Annotated in this window: 16 protein-coding genes and 2 pseudogenes; 2 read left to right on the plus strand and 16 right to left on the minus strand. The window is 53.5% G+C overall.

Features of this window, described 5'->3' with window-relative positions:
* Positions 1-138: pseudogene (locus tag ACJHYW_RS20940) on the plus strand (IS1 family transposase); the annotation flags it as partial.
* A 37-nt stretch (positions 139-175) separates the two neighbouring features.
* Here ACJHYW_RS20940 and ACJHYW_RS20945 read toward each other — a convergent pair.
* From ACJHYW_RS20945 to tnpA, 3 genes are read right to left on the minus strand one after another with little or no spacing between them, the layout of a single operon-like run.
* On the minus strand, positions 176-1747 hold the full coding sequence (locus ACJHYW_RS20945) for an IS66-like element ISCro1 family transposase (RefSeq protein WP_023149734.1): 1572 nt from the start codon (positions 1745-1747) through the stop codon (positions 176-178).
* A gap of 19 nt (positions 1748-1766) precedes the next feature.
* A complete protein-coding gene (gene tnpB / locus ACJHYW_RS20950; RefSeq protein WP_000624622.1) occupies positions 1767-2114 on the minus strand; it encodes an IS66 family insertion sequence element accessory protein TnpB in 348 nt (115 codons plus the stop codon).
* Positions 2114-2791 (minus strand): IS66-like element accessory protein TnpA, encoded by a 678-nt coding sequence (gene tnpA / locus ACJHYW_RS20955; RefSeq protein ID WP_001339397.1) that lies wholly within the window; start codon positions 2789-2791, stop codon positions 2114-2116. Before tnpA ends, tnpB begins: the two co-directional genes overlap by 1 nt.
* A 54-nt stretch (positions 2792-2845) precedes the next feature.
* On the opposite strand from tnpA, the pseudogene ACJHYW_RS20960 reads away from it, so the two are divergent.
* Positions 2846-2935: pseudogene (locus ACJHYW_RS20960) on the plus strand (IS1 family transposase); the annotation flags it as partial.
* Positions 2936-3235: 300 nt separating this feature from the next.
* On the opposite strand, the gene ACJHYW_RS20965 reads toward ACJHYW_RS20960, so the two are convergent.
* From ACJHYW_RS20965 to traQ, 13 genes are all read right to left on the minus strand, one after another.
* The gene (locus tag ACJHYW_RS20965) at positions 3236-3448 is read right to left on the minus strand and encodes a hypothetical protein (RefSeq protein WP_005012601.1); all 213 of its coding nucleotides are present in this window, start codon (positions 3446-3448) and stop codon (positions 3236-3238) included.
* 133 nt (positions 3449-3581) lie between these two features.
* Positions 3582-4142 carry a fertility inhibition protein FinO gene (locus ACJHYW_RS20970; protein WP_000139363.1) on the minus strand — a complete coding sequence of 187 codons (561 nt, stop codon included), beginning with the start codon at positions 4140-4142 and terminating at the stop codon, positions 3582-3584.
* Positions 4143-4196: 54 nt separating this feature from the next.
* Positions 4197-4943, minus strand: a complete 747-nt coding sequence (gene traX, locus ACJHYW_RS20975; protein ID WP_023149624.1) for a conjugal transfer pilus acetylase TraX — start codon at positions 4941-4943, stop codon at positions 4197-4199.
* 19 nt (positions 4944-4962) lie between these two features.
* Positions 4963-10083, minus strand: coding sequence for a conjugative transfer relaxase/helicase TraI (gene traI, locus ACJHYW_RS20980; RefSeq protein WP_013362805.1), 5121 nt, complete (start codon positions 10081-10083; stop codon positions 4963-4965).
* On the minus strand, positions 10083-12281 hold the full coding sequence (traD, locus tag ACJHYW_RS20985; RefSeq protein WP_046464200.1) for a type IV conjugative transfer system coupling protein TraD: 2199 nt from the start codon (positions 12279-12281) through the stop codon (positions 10083-10085). Before traD ends, traI begins: the two co-directional genes overlap by 1 nt.
* Before the next feature lie 251 nt (positions 12282-12532).
* The gene (gene traT / locus ACJHYW_RS20990) at positions 12533-13264 is read right to left on the minus strand and encodes a conjugal transfer complement resistance protein TraT (protein WP_000850424.1); all 732 of its coding nucleotides are present in this window, start codon (positions 13262-13264) and stop codon (positions 12533-12535) included.
* A 13-nt stretch (positions 13265-13277) separates the two neighbouring features.
* A complete protein-coding gene (gene traS, locus ACJHYW_RS20995) occupies positions 13278-13787 on the minus strand; it encodes a conjugal transfer entry exclusion protein TraS (RefSeq protein ID WP_000628100.1) in 510 nt (169 codons plus the stop codon).
* Entirely contained in the window at positions 13784-16609 is a 2826-nt protein-coding gene (gene traG, locus ACJHYW_RS21000) for a conjugal transfer mating-pair stabilization protein TraG (RefSeq protein ID WP_001553826.1), read from the minus strand. The genes traS and traG overlap by 4 nt, the downstream gene beginning before the upstream one ends.
* Positions 16606-17979, minus strand: coding sequence for a conjugal transfer pilus assembly protein TraH (traH, locus tag ACJHYW_RS21005; RefSeq protein WP_021518370.1), 1374 nt, complete (start codon positions 17977-17979; stop codon positions 16606-16608). The genes traG and traH overlap by 4 nt, the downstream gene beginning before the upstream one ends.
* Positions 17966-18358, minus strand: coding sequence for an F-type conjugal transfer protein TrbF (gene trbF / locus ACJHYW_RS21010; protein WP_000164675.1), 393 nt, complete (start codon positions 18356-18358; stop codon positions 17966-17968). The genes traH and trbF overlap by 14 nt, the downstream gene beginning before the upstream one ends.
* Positions 18312-18626, minus strand: coding sequence for a P-type conjugative transfer protein TrbJ (gene trbJ / locus ACJHYW_RS21015; RefSeq protein ID WP_023149603.1), 315 nt, complete (start codon positions 18624-18626; stop codon positions 18312-18314). Before trbJ ends, trbF begins: the two co-directional genes overlap by 47 nt.
* Positions 18616-19170 carry a type-F conjugative transfer system pilin assembly thiol-disulfide isomerase TrbB gene (gene trbB, locus ACJHYW_RS21020; RefSeq protein WP_001553830.1) on the minus strand — a complete coding sequence of 185 codons (555 nt, stop codon included), beginning with the start codon at positions 19168-19170 and terminating at the stop codon, positions 18616-18618. Before trbB ends, trbJ begins: the two co-directional genes overlap by 11 nt.
* Positions 19157-19441 (minus strand): type-F conjugative transfer system pilin chaperone TraQ, encoded by a 285-nt coding sequence (gene traQ, locus ACJHYW_RS21025; RefSeq protein ID WP_000624105.1) that lies wholly within the window; start codon positions 19439-19441, stop codon positions 19157-19159. The genes trbB and traQ overlap by 14 nt, the downstream gene beginning before the upstream one ends.
* Positions 19442-19473: the final 32 nt, after the last annotated feature.

The following is a 19473-nucleotide window of genomic DNA, read 5'->3' on the forward strand; positions in this document are numbered from 1 at the left end:
GTGATATGGATGACGGATGGCTGGCCGCTGTATGAATCCCGCCTGAAGGGAAAGCTGCACGTAATCAGCAAGCGATATACGCAGCGAATTGAGCGGCATAACCTGAATCTGTGGCAGCACCTGGCACGGCTGGGACGACTGGGACGTAAGCGACTCATCAGAACCGTATTGATATTTACTGAGAGCTCAGATCAACTTTCCAGGGCAACAGATCGCGTACCCGGTTTGCCGGCCAGTCCTGGATATGTTCAATGACGTAACGCAGCCACTTTTCTGGCTCCACATTGTTCAGACGGCATGTGCCGATCAGCGAGTACAACACCGCCGCATGTTCACCACCGCTGTCGGAACCCGCGAACATCCAGTTTTTCCGGCCTACGGCCACTCCCCGTAAGGCGTTCTCTGCGATGTTGTTGTCGATTTCCACCCAGCCATTACTGCAGTACACGTTCAGTGCATCCCACTGTTTCAGCAGGTATGCGAACGCTTTTGCCGTATCTGAGTGACGCGACAGTGTTTTCATCTGTTGCTGTATCCAGTCATACAGTGACTGCATCAGTGGCGCGGCTCTGGCTTTTCTTGCCGCCAGACGCTGTTCTGCTGAACAGCCCCGGACCTCTGCCTCGATGGCATACAGTTCACCGATACGCTGCAGGGCTTCCGTGGTGATGTAGGTGGGCGCTCTTGCATGCACATCGTGGATTTTTCTCCGGGCATGAGCCATACACGCGGCTTCCGTTATTCTGCCGGATTCGTATAACGCCCGGTAACCACCGTAAGCATCGGCCTGAAGCACACCGCTGTAACCGGCCAGGTAATTTTGTGGATGGATACCTTTCCGGTCCGGACTGTACGCGAACCAGACCGCCGGGGGCATCTGTGAACCGGCGTTACGGTCATCACGGACGTAGACCCACAGCCGGGCTGTCCGGGTTTTACCGCTGCCCGGCTCCTGGACCGGGACGGGGATATCATCAGCATGGACTTTACCGGGCATCAGCACATACTGGCGCAGGACGTCATACAGCGGCTCCAGCAGTTCAGCAACAGCACCTGTCCAGCGCCCCAGTGTGGCACGGCTCAGCTCCACTCCCTGACGACGGTATATTTCTGACTGGCGGTATAACGGCAGATGGTCTGCATATTTCCCGGTGACAACATGGGCCAGAAGCCCCGCTCCGGCATAACTGCGTGCAATGGGTTTTGAAGGTACTGGTGCCTGCACGATATGGTCGCACCGGCAACAGGCCTGTTTCGGACGTTGTGTTTCGATAACCTTAAAGGCGCTGCTGATAAGCTCCAGTTGCTCTGACACATCACATCCCAGAGAACTGAGTTCACCACCACAGGCAGGACAGCATTCCTCTTCCGGCCGGATAACCCGGGTTTCACGGGGAAGTGAGGCCGGTAACGGTTTACGGGCTGAAGACTGGCGCAGGGCGGATGGCAGTACCGGGTCATATTGCTCACCCAGCGTTTCCGCCATTTCTTCCTGAAGTGCGCTGATTCGCTCCTGTGCTTCCTGTATCTGCCGTTCGGTTTTTGCACGAAGTTTTTCTGAGCTTTTACCGAACTGCATACGTTGCAGTTTCGCAACCAGCGCCTTCAGCCGGTTGATTTCGGAAGCATAAGCCGCCACCCGCTGTGAGAGCAGGCGGTTGTATTCAGCCATCTGGCGGATGGTGTCCTGTTGCGTCTGCAACAGTGCCCGCAGGCGGGCGTTCTCATGAGCAAGTGAGGTGTCCATATCCTCACTTTACAACGGGTTATATGCGGATTCCAGCGCGTTCCGTTCGTTTCGGGTGCTTCCAGTTGATACCTTCAAGAAGCATGGATAACTGAGCCGGAGTAAGGTGCACCTTGCCGTCACGGGTGACTGGCCAGACGAAGCGGCCCCGCTCCAGGCGTTTGGTGAAGAGGCACAGTCCGTCACTGTCAGCCCACAACACTTTTATCTGGTCACCCCGGCGTCCGCGGAAGATGAACAGGTGTCCGGAGAACGGGTCATCCTTCAGGACGTTCTGAACTTTTGATGCCAGGCCGTTAAAGCCATTTCGCATATCGGTGATACCTGCAACCAGCCAGATACGCGAACCTGCAGGGAGAGATATCATCAGTGGCTGCTCCCTTTTATTTCGCGGATAAGTGTCTGTAATAACGCCGGCGTCAGTTTACCTTTAAGCCTGAGAGTTCCGGCCGGCAGAACCAGCTCACAACACAGACTGTCGGACGGTGTATTTATCTGCTCTGGTTCCTGTGCGGGGGCCGGGATTTTATTATCCGGCTCCGGCGTTAACGTCACGGGAAGCAGTGCCGGCATATTTTTTCCGGAAGGCAGCAGGCCACCTTTCCGGTATTGATGGCGCCAGTTGAAGAGCAGGTTATCGTTGATTCCGTTTTCCCGGGCGATCTGCGCCACACAGGCTCCGGGCTGCAGTGACTGCTCCACTAAGGCGATTTTAAACTCATAAGGGAAGTTGGGCCGCCGGGGACGTTTTTTTACCACGGGGGCTTCGGATATAACGGTGCTTTCAGGACGTACGACTGGTACCGTGGAAAATTGTCCGTAAAGGCAGGCATCAAGTTCCTGCTCCGACATGCCTGCGGGCAAAGGCCACGAAAGGCCAGCTCTCCGAAAGCGCACGAACATACTACAAACTGTTGATTTTGGTACACCCAGGCGACGCCCGGCCACAACCCGGGGTAAATGTTCTTCAAAGTGAAGACGTAAAGCTTCAGTGATCCAGGTCCGGTGTTTCATACGATAGTGTCCATTAAAAATGATGGACATTATTTTTGTAGAGCCGGAGGAAACAGACCAGACGGTTTAAATGAGCCGGTTACACTGGGACGGAAGTCGCTGTCGTTCTCAAAATCGGTGGAGCTGCATGACAAAGTCATCGGGCATTATCTGAACATAAAACACTATCAATAAGTTGGAGTCATTACCCATGAAAAGATAAATAATACCAGTGGAATATATTTCCTCATGTTATTCTCCATATCAGATAAATAGCACCTGTATTTCAGGCATCCTGAATATTGCAGCACACACTGAATAACACCTTATTTTGTGAAATTAATCACAAAATATAAAATCACGACTTAATACGGAAAAAACTCTGTGCTACTCAGAACTGTCCGGTCATACTGCCCGACCGGATATTAAAAAAAGCAAATCTCATGCATTATTCAGCCTTCTGAATCCCTGGAGTAATGAAGGCTGCTTTTTTCGTTACACCCTTCCCCGGCAGCGCCGGTGGCAGTGTTCAGCCCTTTTTCGGGCAAACTGCTGCCAGTCTGTCCGGGGCGCAACACAGGCAGCCCGTCGCCATCCTTCTGCCGCTTCCATCCAGCGTCCACTGACCTCCAGAATAACGGCCCGGCTTCCGGCACGCTGCCAGCACCAGACCTGACCGTTCCGTGAACTGTTTCTGAATCCATTCATCTTTATCACTCCTCTTTAACCCGTCAGTATTATGGTGTTAAATAATCTACTGAATTGGCTTCCTTTCGGGTACGGAAGTTATTTCCTTTTAAGCCTTATTTCCCTGCCTCCTCTCTCTGAGGGAGGCTTTTTTTTATTTCTCATCAAGCACGGCCTGAAGTTCTGCCTTTATCCGGTTCTGGCGGCGGATTTTATCCAGACGCTCTGCCGCATACGTTTCCTCCTCCTGAGAAATATGCTCCGTCACATACCCTTCCGTGTCATACCGGCAGGCACCGGCTTTCATGGCACACAGATAGCTTTCTGAACGGGTGATGGCCTTCAGCGCCCTGCGCAGTTTTTTATGCGAGAGCGGGATATTCCGCTGCGCCACGTCTTCCAGTAACACGTCCCGGATACCGCAGGCCAGAAGCCGGGGCGTGTCACCGTCAAATAATCCCGGCCACCAGGGCTTCAGGGTATTCACGGCCTCATCCAGTGAGGGCAGGTTCAGATAAATGGACAGCGCCTGTCTGGCCTGCGCTTTTTTTGCCGCCAGCTCTGCTTCCCGGGCCGCTTTCTCGGCCAGTTTCTGCTTTTTCACCTTCCATTTTGGTGGCGTGGTGACATTGATGATGGTTTTCCGGCTGCGGACAGGCGCTGTTCCCTCTGTCTTCCGCTTCAGTGTCAGTACCGGTCGCTTCTGCTCTGTCATGCTGTGTTCTGCCTCTGACGAATCATCCTCTTGCGGCCAAAGATACCACACCCGTCACAGCGCCAGAACGCCCAGCACAGCCAGATGACAGGCATAGAACGTCGGGAAAAAGTCTCCGGGCCAGAAACGGGGTAATGATTTTCCTGCACACGACACCAGACCAACGGTCAGCACCGTCATCACAAGACCAGCCACCGCCGCTGCATCACTGGTGGCAAGGTTAAGCGCCGGAATAACAGCCAGCAGGCAGGCGACCAGCGCCAGACGTTCCGCTCTGTCTTCCGCCCGGTACAGCCGGTGGCTGACTGCCAGCATCAGCAGCCCGGCAATGCCGTAACTGGTGCCGGACAAAGGCCCCCACAGGGCCATCAGGAGAATGGCCGCTGCTGTACGCCACCCACTGCGCGTTTCACACCACGTCAGCACCTGTGCCACCACTGCAAAGGCAAACAGGATATTCCCCTCATACCAGGGAAAGCCTGCCAGATAATATGCGAACTGGGCAATAATTCCCCATCCCCACAGCCGGTTAATGGCCGGTTGCCGGATATGCGCATGACGGGACAGATTCAGCCCCCACACCAGGGCAAAAAGCGGAAAGGCCCCACGCCCGACCAGAAACATCCATTCCTGCTTCAGCTGGAATATCAGATTGATGTGGTCCAGTACCATCAGCACCAGTGCCACCGTTTTGATGATATCCCGCTGTCCGGGTGACCAGACCAGAAATGACTGCAACCAGGTATCGGTCCGTGCAGCCAGTGAATCGTTACGTATCGTGTTCGTGTTATCCGTTGTCATCAGTGTTTGTCTTCCTGTATCAGTCTCCGCCCAGGGTTTTCTCTTTCTGCAGGTCACGAACCATATCCCGCTCCATCTGCTGCAGAAGCCTCTGCAGCAGATTTTCCCGGGCAACCTCCCGGACCGCTTCCCGTTCCCGTTGTGATTCACGCAGCACACTCTCCGGCAGTGCGGTTTCCCGTTCAGAAGTGGCAGTCCGGTCACGTTCCTGCCCGGCAATATCCCTGACAGCCAGCTCTGTTTTGCCGTCCGGCAAGTCAGGTTTGTTCTCTGCCATTTTCCTGACAATTTCATCTGCGCGGCGTTCCGTTTCACGGCGGATGGCCTCTTCAGCCTGCCGCTGTGCCAGTACCTCTGCCGTGACCGGTTCACCATTTCCGGCTCCCGGCTGGACGCTGTTATCCGGAATATCCCCCCACACGCGGCCACCGGTGATGGCACCGGGATTCCACGGACGGCCTTCACCGCTGAATCCCCGCAGCCCGTTTCCGTCATCCGTGGTCAGTGGGTTCAGCCAGATACCGGCGGACCTGCCGTTACGGTCAAAAGCCGGCAGTGCCACATACGGTTGCGGATATTTACGTCCCGGAGCAATAAACCGTGCAGGACTGTCTCCCCCGGCCAGCCCCGCCTGACGGAGAACGGCACGGCCTGCCGCCACGTCCCGCAGTTCCCGTGCCGTACTGAACAGCCGCTGCGCATTCATGACCTCCCGGTCCGGTTTCGGCTCCAGCACATCGTGGGCAGTTCCTTTCTGTACGGCATTGTTAATGGCATCCGTCCAGCCCTGACGGTTATCGGTGTACACCTGCACATGCTGCTTCATACGCGACAGGGCCACGTAGGCTGACTCAAAGCCGGCCATCAGTTTCCGGTTACCTTCCGTGCCTTCAAGCGCGATGGCAAAGGTTTCACTCGCCCCCTGCGCACCGTGGGCGGTGATGGCATAAGCCAGGTCAATATGTTGCTCTGCCCGCTCCTGGCCGGGGCGAATCACCCGGGTCTGCTGTCCGTCTGACAGCGTGACACTGTCACCGGAAACCGCTGTCACCGTCCAGACGCTGTTGGCCACATAACCGCGCTCCCGGTCACTCTTCGTGAAGCGCATCCGGTCGCCGGTCCCCACCCGGATTTTGTCCGGGGTGTACAGTGTGACACCTTCAGCCACCGCCTCCCGGGGCGAAATCAGCCGCGTGTTACCTTCCGCATCCTCCAGGGTTATCAGCCCGTCATCCTTGCTGATACCGGCAATCCGGTGATACACACTATCCACCAGGGCAAGGGCATCCGGGTTATTCTCCCAGGTGGAGAGACGACGCAGCTCCCCGTCACGTATATTCGCTGTGTTCAGGACAGGCACCATGACCTGCTCTTTCCCCAGCTCACCGGCCTTTTCCCGTGCATCATGAATCATGCTGTTCAGTACGCGCCGGTCCTCATTCAGGTGCGTGACAATCAGCGTCTGCTCCCGTGCTTCCGGTGTCCTGCCGGTATAGTCGCGGACAATGGCTTCATACAGTGTCATGGGGATATCCGGGAAAGCCTCGCCTTTCAGCATCGCCTTCTGCTGCGCTTCTGCCAGTTTCGCTTCCTGGCTGTGACTGAACTCCGTCACGGAGTGCTCCGGTGCCCATGCGCCCTCCAGACGTGGCACCTGAGACGGTTTCACACTCTCAAGCCCGGACAGTGCCTTTTCCACATCCCGGTTAATCAGGCTGTATACCGCCTCCCGCAGTTCCGGCGTCTGACGCACAATCTCCTTCATGATGGCCACATCGGCAGCACTGCGCGTCTGCTGGAGACGGAAAGGCTGACCGGGCGCGATGGCCTGCAGCTGGTCCGTGTCACCGCTGGCCACAGCACGACCGCCACCGGCCGCAATCAGGGCGTATGCCCGTGCCATGTCGGTATTGCCCACCATTGAGCTCTCATCGAGCAGGAACAGCGTGTTGCTGAAATCCGGCGTTTCTCCGCTGCGCTGCTGCAGCTGCGTGTCATGCAGAAAGGACGCCAGTGTCTGTGCATCCACGCCGGCGCTGCGCATCTCCCCGACCGCACGGTGCGTGGGCCCCAGCCCAACGACACGGGGACGCTCACTCTCCGGCAGCATGTTCACGGCTGACATCACCGCCCGGAACTGTGTGGTCTTACCCACCCCGGCATAACCCTGTACCACCGTGAAACGGTCGGACGTTTCCAGTATCATACGGGTGGCGGCACGCTGTCCCGACGTTAACGTCTCCATGAGTTCGCCGGGTACTCTCTCCATCAGCGGCGTGACCGCCTCCTTACCTTCGAGAATATGGCGAAGAATACTTTTTTCTGCCTCATACGACGCACGGGAAACCAGCAGGCCTGTGCCATAGCCTTTTGCCACATCCACATACAGTAAGTCACCGCGTTTTATCTGCGCATTGATTTCCCCTCCCAGTTCAGTAAAACCGGTTCCTTCTGCAGCAAACGACTTCGCCTCTGTCAGCAGGTCCACCATGCTGAAGGCCAGGTTTTTACTTTCCAGCACAGGAAGGGCCAGATGAATGGCCTGCTGTGCCGGCGTGTGCAGCCCGGTTTTCTGCAGACTGATAGCGGTTTCCAGCGATGTCTCACCGGCCCGCGCCTTTATCTGCTCAGAAACCACCGTAAAGGAGGGATGGCGGGCAAGTTTTTCCGCAGTACGGGTTTCATCCAGTGAGGAATACAGCCGGACATCACGACCGCTGCGGGCCAGACCGTTCAGGGTGGCGTTGTCCATTGCCATCTGTGTGACGGAGGCAAACACCGTCGCACTGTCACTGACGGAATGCCCGGGCGTTTCCACCCAGCCGTTCTCCAGCTTCAGTGCCGTGAACGGTGAATCAGCCACAGGCAGGGTGGCCGGTTCAGCCCGCCCCGGCACAACAACCGTCATCGCATCTTCACTGACGGATGCCACCTGCAGGCGGTCACCGCCGGAGACGCGGAGTCCGGGAATTTTCCCTGTCACCCTCAGTCGCTCGCCGTCTGCCACCGGCATTTTTTCCGGCCGGAACAGCGACCAGCTGCTGTCCAGGGAGGAAATACGCACCACCTGCGTTTCGCCCTGCGCATCCCGCAGGGTCAGGCTGTGACTCTGCGCCGTCACCCGGTCGATAACATAGCGGTCATGACTGCGTGTCTCCGGGTTCCACTGCTCCATCACCATCCCCGGTCGGTACATATCCCGCAGATAACGGCTCCGGCTGTCCAGCCAGACCGGTGACAGGGCGGTCATGGTCACCTCCGGGTGTCCGAGCACGCCCTGTGTTTTCAGCTCACTGCGAATGGCCTGTGTCAGTATGGCCTGTTCCCGTACCCCGCTGACCTGTGCCACGCTCTCTTCTCCGGCTTTCACGCTGGCCGCAAAATCTCCGGCCAGCCGGTCATAGCGGACATTCCGGTCCGGTTCACTGATGATGGTTGCCGGTCGCTGTTCTCCGCCCTGCCAGCGATACGTGTTCACCCCGGCATACTTCATGGCCATCAGCGCACTGCCTGTACCGGTTCGCTGCCCGCTGTCGGTTATCAGGACCTGTACGTTATGACGTGCGGCACCGTCCAGCAGGGTTAACGTCTCTTTCAGGGAGAGTTTTTCGCCCTGGTCGACGATAACGGTACTGCCCGGCGTGAAGGCCATGCCCTCCTGCAGCTGACGACGTCCGGTTATCAGCTCACCGGACAGCCGTTCATCCTGCTTCAGGTTCATCTGCGAGCGACGGTCAGCGGCGATAATCTGCACCTCCCGCCCCTGCTCCCGGGCCATCATTGCCAGTTCAGCCACCCGCTCACGCTGCCCGGCTGCACCGCCCTGCCCGGACACAATGGCCAGCGACGGGCGATCCTGTGCCAGAACACTGACGGCATCGCTGTAACCGGCCGTCCGGGGGACACTTTTCTCCGGATGTACGGTCACCCGGTTCTGTTTCATGATGTCACGACTGAGTGCCCGGACTGACAGCTCATCGAGCACATGAATCCCGGACGTGAACATCCCCTTCTCACGATCGAGGGGGATAAGCTGCTCACGGCTGATGGCCTCATCGATACCGGCGCGTGCCCGCTCAATCACACCGGCTTCCGGCGGCAGTATGCCGACCGTCCTGGCCAGCACGTCCGTGTACGTAAACTGCACTTTGCGTTCACTTAATCCGGCAATCGCCTGTGTCACCGCCTGCTGCACATCCGGCCCGTCCTGTGAAGCTGGTCCGGGTGTCTGCGTGCGGGTATATGCCCGTTGTTCCGCTGCGTCACGATACGCCCGGATATCGAACCCGGTTTCCTTCAGCGTCTGCATCCACTCGGTCATTTTGATTTCAGGATCGACGTGCTGTTTGGATTTACGCGTATCCAGCGCCGCCACATCCCGGGATTTCAGCGAGGCGTCCTCCCCGACGGTCTCCCGGATAGTCTGTGAGCGTCCGGAAAAGGCCTCCACCGGTACGCCCGGCATTTCCCACATACCGTGCTTACCCACCACTTCCGTTTCATAGCCCAGCGCCTCAACCTGCTCTTTCAGTTTTTCCCGGTAGAGCCTGCCAAAGGCAATCTGATTAGCGTACACATTCTCAATGAACCCCGTTTTCCCCACTTTGTCACTGCTCAGTGTCTTCCACTCACCGTTATGCTGCGTGACATTAGCTACCACCGCATGCGTGTGTAACTGTGGTTCCTGATCGCGACTGGTGTCGTGGTTAAACAGTGCCATCACCAGATTACCGGTCAGTACCGTTTCTGACTGTCCGTCCGTCATCACCCGTGTGGAGGCCAGCGCCTCCACCTGACGAACAGCAAAGTCCACGGCCTGGTTATGTGCATCAATCAGGCGCTTATCGCCACCTAACATGGCCATCATGGAGACACTTTTGGGGGCGGAGAAGGTCAGGTCGTAGCCGGGACGATGCTTATTACTGCCATCCTGCATGCGGCTTAGATCCGCTCCGTCCGGCAGCCTTCCCTCCAGAAGACGGGTAAAAACATCCTTATCGACACTGCCCTGCAGTCCCAGCTGTTCAGCCCCCCTGCCGGCCCAGCGTTCTCCCATGCTGCCCAGTACATAGTAATTATCCTTGTCGGTATAATAGTTACCGGCACTTCCGGCCGATCTGACCTGTGCGATACTCATCATCAGAAATCATCTCCCGGCTCAACATCCTCCCCGCGCTCCCGGTGCACATTAATGTTCACCTCTTCACGACGCTGCATCTGCTGCTGGGTGTCCGGATGATTTTCCTGTTGCCATGCCTCATAAGCGGCCATATCCACCACTTCACCGGATTCACTGATCCCGGGTGGCAGTTGCTGTTCCATCTCTTCTTCCGGTTTCATTTTCAGCTCCTGCTCGATCCCCCCTGCCGGAACATTCACACCTGAATCTGACTTCTTATCGTTGATGGCAGGAGACACCGGCTGTTGCGGCTGTTGCGGCTGTTGCGGCTGTTGCGGCTGTTGCGGCTGTTGCGGCTGTTCAGCCTGAGTCACGTCTTCTCCGGAAACAACCTCCGGGACATCCGGTTCGAAGAGGCTGGCTATCTGACGACCTTCTGCTTCCCTTGCGGCAAGTACGGCACTCAGGCGGTTCTCCATTTCCGGGTTGATGTCACGCGGAATAAACTCCGGAGCGACCTTCGGTCGTGTCTGATATTTCAGAGAGAGTTTTACTGCCGGATACGGTCCGGGCAGGGTGACATAACAGGTCAGATCCGGCAGAGACTGAATGTCGGAATAACTGACCAGCGTCTGGCGCTCCATATCCTTACCGGTCGATACCCCGTCACGTACCGGATCAGCACCGTAGGAATACTGCTCGCTGGCTTTCAGGTGCTCTTTCTCACCAATCTCACCGGCAGCGAACTCTGCAATCTTATGGCTGGGAGAACGGAAAAAGGCACGGGTGTTCATGACGTCAAACAACGTGGCAGCCGCTTTCTCACCGTAGATATCTTCCAGCTGGGCATAGGACTGGATACCAAACACATAACAGCCACCGAACTTACGGGCTTCCGGCAGGATCTCCACCAGGTCAGGCAGTTTGTGTAACGTGGGTAACTCGTCACAGAAAAACCACACACGACGTTTACGGTTTTCTCCCATTGCCAGCAGACCACGAATGGCAATGGACAGCCACATGGAGATCACCGGCTTCAGGGAGGCATGGGTGTCGGCGTTCGATGAGATAAACAGCCAGCCGTTTTTCTGATCTTCCCGGACACCACGCATCCAGTCACGGATGGTGAAGGGCTCACCGTTATGCTCAATCCCCTGCAGGTAACGGATGGCTTTCACGTAGTTGGTCAGCACAGCACGGATGGAAATCGCCGTTTTCTCGATTTTCTCTTCCACCAGGTTGGCCGCCGGTGAATTACGCAGGAAGGTACGCAGTTTTTCGATTTTGATGGAAAGCAGAGTGTCCACCAGTTTGCTGTAGCTGCGGTTGGGGTCATTACGCATCAGGTACGCCGCTTCCGCAAAAATGGTACGTCCTGAACCCTGCCAGAACGGGTCCTCTTTTGTGCCCATCGGGATCAGGGTATTTGCCGTATTATCAAAATCCGGCTGTGTCAGACACTCCTTCCATAAATCCCATGCGGCACAGCGGGCATCCAGCGGATTCAGGATTTTATCGATGGAGGGATCATAGTAACTTTTAACAAATTCCCCTGAACGGTCATAAATCACCACCATATCACCGCGCTTACGGGCGTAGTTGGCCAGACGACGGATAACTTCCGACTTACCGGCCCCGACCGTGCCGTGCAGACAGAAGTTCTGGATTTCAGAATCCCGGATAATCGGCAGGTCGCCAATCCGGATATCGGAGTCCTTGTCGTCTTTTTTCAGCATCCGGGCAACGTCTTTCGGATTGTCTGTCAGCTGACGACCACCTGTGACTTCATTTTCGCTCTGTTGTTTACCCTGACGCCCCAGAATCCAGGAGACAACAAAGAAGGTAATCAGGCAAATAACCAGTGCCACAACTGTGGCCAGAACGAATGCGGACCATAGCTGCTCTCCGCACCAAATCATATATTTATCATGCAGTACCTGAGCAGCGTTCATCCGGAAGGTTTTGCCGTAATACTGGATCTCATATACCGGCTGGGACTTGATTAAATCCCGCATGCCTTCCAGCGTGGTACACCACCAGTAAATACAGCCGTTCACAAACGTCTGCCAGCTTATTTTTACCCATAAAACCAGACCAACGAGTATCCAGAAAAAAATAAACAGGCAGTAAAGCATGATATTGGCGATCTGGCTGAACATGCGGATACGCATGGACGCAATCTGACCGCCCTGGGTCATATCCTTTGCGTTAAAACTCATGATGATATTCCGAAGAAAAAAGTCAGTCGGACTGATTATTAATGATGAAAAGATTAATAACCGTTAAATTCCGGCTTCGCCGGCAACACTTCACGGTCGCACAAAGAATTTGCACAACCGCTCAGTGTTTTCATATTTATTTCGGAAACGCCGGGGAGAAATAAAATTTATTTTATTTCTTTCCGGGGTTGGACAACGAGCAAAGCGAGGCGTCAGTCAGGAGGCCGGTCAGACCAGCCTCCGGAAGATAATCAGAGAATATTTGCGATTGATTTGGCCAGCTGGTCTTCGAGAACAGGCTTCGCCTCTTCAAATTTCAGGTTAACCTTGTTCGCATTTGAGACCACACGGGTCTGGTATTTATGCTGGTTACCTGTTTCAGTACTGGTCTGAATTTTCGCACCTGATGTGCCCTGACGCAGGGCGGCAACATTATCCGTTGTCACCGTTGCCTTAGTACGCTCTGCAATCTGCACATCCGTGATCATGGTATAGTTCACATCTTCCACCATCGCATCTGCAGCCATACCCACCAGACCGGCAGCAAGGCCCACACCGAGTGTGGCACCGGCAGAACTGGAATTATATCCGGTGATACCGGCACCTAACGCTGCACCAACTGCTGCGCCTTCATAACCACGGTTCAGCCATCCCTGAGACTCCCGCAGATCCATCTTATCGGCCTTCAGCACATTCGCCTGAATCCAGTAGTAGGCTTTATCCGGAGAAGTCACCACCTGATACCCTTTTGCTTTCACAGCATCAGCAATTTTGCCCTGCAGCCCACTCATGTCTTTATCAGACGTGTTTTTGATCTGCAGAAATACCGTGCGTTCGCTGGCGGGTTCAAGCCAGATGGTCTCACTCATCTGAGTCTTCACCTCAAGGTTACGCTTCTTGATTGCTGTGCTCATCGCACCACACCCTGAAAGGGCCAGAGTGGAACTGACCAGTGCAACCATCATCAATTTTTTTGTTTTCATCCAAAATATCCTTTTAACTAACAGACTCTTTTTTGAACAGTCCTATTACTGAGACTATTGCTGAGAGATTATAACGATTTATATCTATGGTATACACCAAGAAAAATAATATGAATGTAATCATTAGTGCAAAAACATATAAGATAGAATGCATAAACGAAACCATAGAAAAAACAATCAAAAACAACAAAATATATGTCTTACTCTTAGAATACATAAAATTTATTATTTTTGAATCCTTTCTGAAACTATCAGGAATCGCAAGGTATAACATCATTCCATTTGTAATAGCCACAAAAAGCAGGAACCCCATCATTCCACTAGCACATATATCAAAGCCAACATCCCTGACATCACTTTTAACCGATACTAAACGCAGAAAAGTTGGCCATAATAAAACCCATAAAAACACATAAGTTCCCGGCTTTATGACTTGTAATAATGATGGGATATTAACACCCTCTACAGAGAGTACCTCCTTTAGTTTTTGCATCTCCATTTTTATATCATAGTGAGTGATCATAATGGCCCCTTCAATCGTTCTTTCTTATCATCCACCATCTGTTTTAACGCATCTTCAGACGGTGTTGGTATTAATTTCTGTCGTTTATTTTCTTCATTATATCTGTTGTTTTGTTGAATTTCTTCCTGTTTGTGATTATTTTTTAACTCTGAATATTGTCTGTCTACAATATTTTCTTCGCCATGAATACTATTCTGAGTATCTCCGATATTCCCTTTATATTCTGTGACCATATTATCAACCTGATGTTTTACATCATTACGGATATTACTGTCCTGCGTTCTTTGATCAATAATGGCCTGATGCCCCTGATGGTCAGCAATAATATCCTGGCTGCCACCACCCGAAGGTACGCTCTCCATTCCTTTACCAATATCCCCACGGGATTCACGCCAGGCATTATCAACACCAGGCTGCACCTGTTCCTGAACAAAAGACCATGCCATCGCCCGACGGCGTTCTGCAATCTCCGGTGAACTGGTGTTTGTCAGAATAGCTTCGGCATCCTGCGGTGCGTGTTTCATCACATACTGTGCAAACTGTTGCGACAGATCTTCACTCATCTGCCCACTCATGCTTTCAGTACGGGATGCCATTTCAGCATATTCATGGCTGCGGGTCATATTCGTCGTGTACTGATCGTAACTCTGTTTCGCTGAATTCAGGGCTGCAGACAGCTGGTCCACACGGGAATCAGCATTATTGTCAGTATGGCTGCCGGATTCACTGACTTTGCGACTGGTAAAGTAATCGCTGGCCTCTTTAAAGTCTTGTGTAGCTCTGGCATCGATATCATGGCGAGCATCATGGGTAGCCCTGCTGCCACTACTTGCTGAATGTGAGTCATCATCCGTTGCATCCAAGCTCCCCTTAAATCCACCTCTGATGCCTACCCCACCACCAACACCAAGAATTTTAGGTTTAACCCCCCATTCAGCATGAGCATCAGCATACATTCCACCAGATAGCCTGGTACTTGTTGATGCCAGTTCCTGAGTCGCCTGCTCATTACTGATATTATGCGCCTTCGCATAGCTTTCCACTGCACTGCGCATACGGCTGGCCATCATGGAATCCTGTGCGCTCATCGTGCTGTCAGCACCACCTGTGACAGAATCACTGCTCCCCCGGTTAGAACCAAACTGACTGAGCGAGTTCCAGGCACTGGCAATACTGCTGCTGAACCCATGCAGGGCGCTTTCTGCTCTGTTCGATGCCTCCCGGGCCATTTCCTGTTGTGCCGCTGCAATCTGACGCGTTGCATTGATACCAACCGGTAACCGGGACATCGCTCCGCTTGCATCCATCACCATATTACCGTCACGGGTCTGTGTGGTGGTTGCACCACTGCCGGTCTGGTACATCATCTGACCAAACGACGTGGTGCTGTTGGTGCTCCAGCTGAAGCCGTTCACGTTTTCCGTCTGCATGTTGCCGTAGGAGTAATTACCGTCAACCACACTGCCTGCCGCACTGGCGGTCGGGCTGATAGCAGAGGAAGCGAAATGGCTGTACACACTGGAAAATCCGGCCCCGAGTCCCCTGACCATCATCCAGGATAATGGCGGGATCATCATGGAAAGATACCCGGCAGTGGAAGCCAGATCGGAGTATTTCAGCTGTATCTGTGAAATTTCCGAGAGCACCACCGGTGCACCATTCTGCTTCGCATAAAATGTCATGGCGCTGTTCAGAATGGCATACAACATTGGCCATGACTGCAACCACATCAGGGCAAACACATAGCCTTTCAGGACAGACAGCGTCAGTTTGTTGAAGACAGCCGCCAGTACCAGGAGCGGGAAAATACCGATGGCGATCCCCGTCAGGATGGTCTGCGTCATGGGCAGTGTCCGCATCGCCACATGACCGATGGAGACATGTGCCAGACGTTGCTTCTCCATCGATGACGTGGTGGCCAGATTCACCAGGCTGGCTGAGTCACCATTACGTGCTGCATAACTGGTGATCCCCTCCTTCAGCGCATTAATGGTGACATTCTGGCGGATGATCTGGCTGGCTGATTTACTTGAGTCATAGAAGTAACGGTAACTGTCGCCAATCAGCGTACTGAACAACAGGTTCGGATCAGGGCGACCACCAAATAACTGCTGGGCATAATAATGCCAGGTTTTTCCGCCACTCTGTGTGTCCAGATTCAGCTTGTCTTTCAGCGAAACCGACGCGTCCTTACAGGTCACGAAATTATTATTGCTGTCATAAACGCCCCGCAGCGGACTGGGGCGGGAAAAAATCAGCGTGTAGGGATCATTGGAGGCCATCAGCTCCTCCAGCGTGTATTTGTGGTTCAGGTAAATATCCCCCATCACACAGTTCTGCACATAATCCTGAAAAAGATTGGCGATTTCCGGATTGCGGGACAAAAAGTCGGTGCTTTTTGATACCAGTTCTGCGCCAAACAGCATCCCCGTTTTGCTGTAGGTGAAACTGTCCGGTTGCGTGTAGATCATCTCGTAACTGGCCACCATTGCATGCCCGATACGGGTCGTCAGTGAAAGTGGCATCGCCAGTCCGACCGGCACATTATCCACCCGATGGACTTTGACCAGGTCACTGTTATCAATAATCTGCACCGACGTACGGATATTAACCAGCAGGCTGATAAGTACAAACACCGCCGCCCAGCCCAGCAAATCCATCACGTTATGGCGCTGTACCCACATAAAGGCCACCGCAACAACAGACAGGGTGAGAGCAATTTTTTCAATGGAATCCCACGTCCTGGTTCCCATAAAGGCGGCAATGGCGTTCAGGTTATTCCGCAACCATTCACCACCGGCAATCACATAAACTTCATTCACAGCGTGCTCCCTCCGAAGTGATAGTTGTTCTGGTAACGACTGAGCATGCGGGCGGAAAGCTGCTGACGCATGTAGCTCATCTGACGATCGACGACCAGCAGCGCATCCTGCTGCACCTGTACCTGTGACTGAAACGCCGCAATCTGCCGGGTGGCATCATTCATATTGTCGTTAATATGTTCGATAACTGCTTCGTCATAATTTCCCGTGGCCACCATCGCCCGGGCCTGCTGTATCAGCTCCTGAATGTACTGCAGCAGGATGTCGTAACCGATATAGTCCGTCAGCTGGTAAATCATACTGTTGGAAACACCGAGCATCTGCGGGTCAACCAGGTATTTGAAGACGGGGATGGTGGTACTGGAAATAAAGCCTTTTTCCTTGTCATCCAGAGGCGTGTCACTGACAGCCTTGTTCTGAATGCTGGCCAGAAGTTTAGTAATCTGAGACTTCAGTGCATTATCCCGGCTGATGGTCACCGGTGTGTCTGCCACCACTTTCAGGCATTTGTCAGAATCGTTGCAGTGATAAATTTTTGCTGTACCGCCTTCCATCATGGCCCGGATAATTGAGCGGTCAGTGGTTCTGGCCGATAGCGGTGTGATTTCGCCGTTGGGACCAAACACCAGTGAGCCGGTCAGCGTCATCACAAACTCTTTCAGCTCTTTGTTGCCGTCAAACATTCTGTTTTTGGAAAGCGCATTCCACATGATGTTGATGTTTTTGGTCACCCGCTCCTTATCCTTGTCGCTGGCTTTATCCCTGACGCTGTCAGATTTCCCGCCAACGGTACATCCCTGCCGGGAAGCAGCCCAGTCAGCAAAAATATTGCTCTCACCGGCAATGTCCTGACAGACTTTCTGCTGGGACACCTGCGTCCGGGGGAAAAGCCCGCCGATAATCCCCTGTGCCGCCTGGCAGGAACTGAGGTTCATACTGTTAATGTCGCTTGCCATTTTCTGCAGGAAGTCTTTTGCGGTTTTGATTTCCGGCACCGTTGTCTGCAGGGCAAGGTCAAAGAAGTAACCGGCAGCATTGCTCATAATCTGCTTAACAAAACGCTGCAACTGCTCGCTATTAATAAAGCTGAACGAGCCGAGATAGGCGTCGATGCCGCCACATCCGGCATTGATATCCGGCAGCGTCATGGAAATCAGATGAACATTTTTAACCTGAGTACGGGCATACAGGGAGCCACCGTAAGCATAGCCGGCGGCCTGCCCCTGCCAGACGCCCGGCTGGGTGGTATTGGAGGCGAAGCCCAGCTTGTTAAAGAACTGATTCATGTCGCTGTTCACATCCGCTGACGCTGCGGGTGTGACCGTCAGTAAAGCAGCACAAAGAACCAGAAGAGGTTTAATGCGTGGCATCATTCTTGCCCTCCCTTAATGTGTTCTCCCGGCGCATACGGCGTTTCAGCAGGAATATCATGATATTTCCGAATATTAATTCGCACATTGGGGACAGAAAAAATGTAACAAGAAACCTTGCTGCCAGCGCCCATAACGTAAACGGAATGACTTTCATCAGAACATTCCACATATACTGGAAATTAAGTAATTTCGGGTCGGCCATCCACGAATCAATACAGACATCGAAAATAACGTGCATAACAGCCCATAAAACAATTCCGGCAACAAGGAAAACAATAAACAAATAAAAATATCTGTCAGAACCTCTGAAACTATACTCAATATTCCGTCTAATTTTTCTGATTTTGAATTCCTGATTCTTTTTGTTTTTTGTCATTATAAGTTTCCTCTGATATTACTGATGATTCATTCAGACCGGTCATGCGGCTGTAATATATTTCAGACACCGAAATCCATCCCACAATTGCCCCCACAAAAAACACAACAGAAACAGAAAAGGTAAGACACAGCGAAACGACTATTTCTACAGGACTGGCGGGATAAAAAAGCCCCTGACGGATAAAGGGAATATTCAGGCTGACGATTATTCCCGTCGCGATGCCGGATATTCCGGCAATGAGTAACACCACCTGCTTATTTCGCACCTTTTTTCCCTCCGTACATCTGCAGAACGGTATCCATCCGCGCCATAAAACCGGCGGCATCCGTTGCCCCCTGTAAAAGCGGTAATGCCTCAAGCGTGTTGACGTTGACCAGGAAGGTGGTCGGTGTGGCCACCGGGATATTCGGGAAGAAGGTCTGCATCACGTCCGGTGGCACCGGTAATGCTTCCGGAAAGGCCATATCCCCCTGACCATCCAGAGTGTAGGGAAAAACGGAAAAGCCGTACTGCTGTGCCAGCTGCTTCAGTACCGGGTCAAACTGGTGACAGTAAGGGCAATGCCCCTGCATAAACAGCACCACCTTCCAGTCGGCCAGGTTAACCTGCCTGCCGTTGCTGAGGCGGAACCAGCGGGGAGCCGGCTTTTCTGTCTTGTCTGTCCTGGCTGGCGTGTCTGCTGCCGGTTGTGCAGGCTGCGCAGCCATACCCTGCGGATGCCAGAGTCGTTCAATTTCATCCCGGGTGGAGGCCTGCACACCTGTGGCCATCATCAACAGAATAACCGGCAGTAATTTAGTGAGAGACATGTCCGCCCTCCTGCTGCTCTGCCATCATGGCCTGTTGCCTGGCTTCCAGTGCCTCACGCTCTTCCCGGCTGACACGGGCAATCCATGCATCCAGCACCTGGTATGCGCCGAACAGCACAAGGATGGCCGCAATCAGCTCCGCCAGAAAAAAAGCCATCCAGGGTTTGCTGTGAACAAGACGGGCGACGATATGAAACCAGACGCCCAGGGAAAATACCCACATTCCCGTAATATCAAGCCGGGGTAAAGAGAATCTGCGTTTACTTATCATGTTAAACTCCGGTTATTATTTACATGAGAGTA

This window comes from Escherichia sp. WS3063, from assembly GCF_046486595.1.
Taxonomy (GTDB): domain Bacteria; phylum Pseudomonadota; class Gammaproteobacteria; order Enterobacterales; family Enterobacteriaceae; genus Escherichia; species Escherichia coli.

What these genes read in the sequence shown, in the direction of transcription:
- ACJHYW_RS20945 (WP_023149734.1), bottom strand. Translation starts at nt 1,747, where the DNA reads ATGGACACCTCACTTGCTCATGAGAACGCCCGCCTGCGGGCACTGTTG.
- tnpB (WP_000624622.1), bottom strand. Translation starts at nt 2,114, where the DNA reads ATGATATCTCTCCCTGCAGGTTCGCGTATCTGGCTGGTTGCAGGTATC.
- tnpA (WP_001339397.1), bottom strand. Translation starts at nt 2,791, where the DNA reads ATGTCCATCATTTTTAATGGACACTATCGTATGAAACACCGGACCTGG.
- ACJHYW_RS20965 (WP_005012601.1), bottom strand. Translation starts at nt 3,448, where the DNA reads ATGAATGGATTCAGAAACAGTTCACGGAACGGTCAGGTCTGGTGCTGG.
- ACJHYW_RS20970 (WP_000139363.1), bottom strand. Translation starts at nt 4,142, where the DNA reads ATGACAGAGCAGAAGCGACCGGTACTGACACTGAAGCGGAAGACAGAG.
- traX (WP_023149624.1), bottom strand. Translation starts at nt 4,943, where the DNA reads ATGACAACGGATAACACGAACACGATACGTAACGATTCACTGGCTGCA.
- traI (WP_013362805.1), bottom strand. Translation starts at nt 10,083, where the DNA reads ATGATGAGTATCGCACAGGTCAGATCGGCCGGAAGTGCCGGTAACTAT.
- traD (WP_046464200.1), bottom strand. Translation starts at nt 12,281, where the DNA reads ATGAGTTTTAACGCAAAGGATATGACCCAGGGCGGTCAGATTGCGTCC.
- traT (WP_000850424.1), bottom strand. Translation starts at nt 13,264, where the DNA reads ATGAAAACAAAAAAATTGATGATGGTTGCACTGGTCAGTTCCACTCTG.
- traS (WP_000628100.1), bottom strand. Translation starts at nt 13,787, where the DNA reads ATGATCACTCACTATGATATAAAAATGGAGATGCAAAAACTAAAGGAG.
- traH (WP_021518370.1), bottom strand. Translation starts at nt 17,979, where the DNA reads ATGCCACGCATTAAACCTCTTCTGGTTCTTTGTGCTGCTTTACTGACG.
- trbF (WP_000164675.1), bottom strand. Translation starts at nt 18,358, where the DNA reads ATGACAAAAAACAAAAAGAATCAGGAATTCAAAATCAGAAAAATTAGA.
- trbB (WP_001553830.1), bottom strand. Translation starts at nt 19,170, where the DNA reads ATGTCTCTCACTAAATTACTGCCGGTTATTCTGTTGATGATGGCCACA.
- traQ (WP_000624105.1), bottom strand. Translation starts at nt 19,441, where the DNA reads ATGATAAGTAAACGCAGATTCTCTTTACCCCGGCTTGATATTACGGGA.